1 protein-coding gene is annotated in these 337 nt (G+C 51.6%); it reads right to left on the bottom strand.

The annotated features are described in order from the left end of the window. Positions 1–337 (bottom strand): glutamine amidotransferase-related protein (locus KDM89_RS20865; protein ID WP_212689747.1); only part of this gene is annotated, 337 nt, incomplete at both ends.

Below are 337 nucleotides of genomic sequence, written 5' to 3'. Positions count from 1 at the left end.
TGCAGTTCCAGTCAAAAAGTTTTTCAGCAAGGCGTGGCCATGTTCAGACAAGATGGATTCGGGATGAAACTGCACACCCTGCAAATTAAATTCCTTGTGTCTGACACCCATGATTTCTCCGTCATCGGTCCATGCCGTCACTTCCAGGCAATCCGGCAAAGACGCGCGCTCTATCGCGAGCGAGTGATAGCGAATGATGGTGTAAGGGCTGGGTAAATCTTTGAACACACCAACCCCGGTATGGGCAATCACTGAGGTCTTGCCATGCATGACTTGTTTGGCGCGGATGATATTGCCGCCAAAGGCCGCGCCTATACTTTGATGCCCGAGGCAGACA

Source organism: Cognatundibacterium luofuense (assembly GCF_018139685.1).
Taxonomy (GTDB): Bacteria; Pseudomonadota; Gammaproteobacteria; order Burkholderiales; family Burkholderiaceae_D; genus Undibacterium; species Undibacterium luofuense.
Note: the sequence above shows the minus strand (reverse complement) of the source record. Positions and strands in the feature narration are given on the sequence as shown.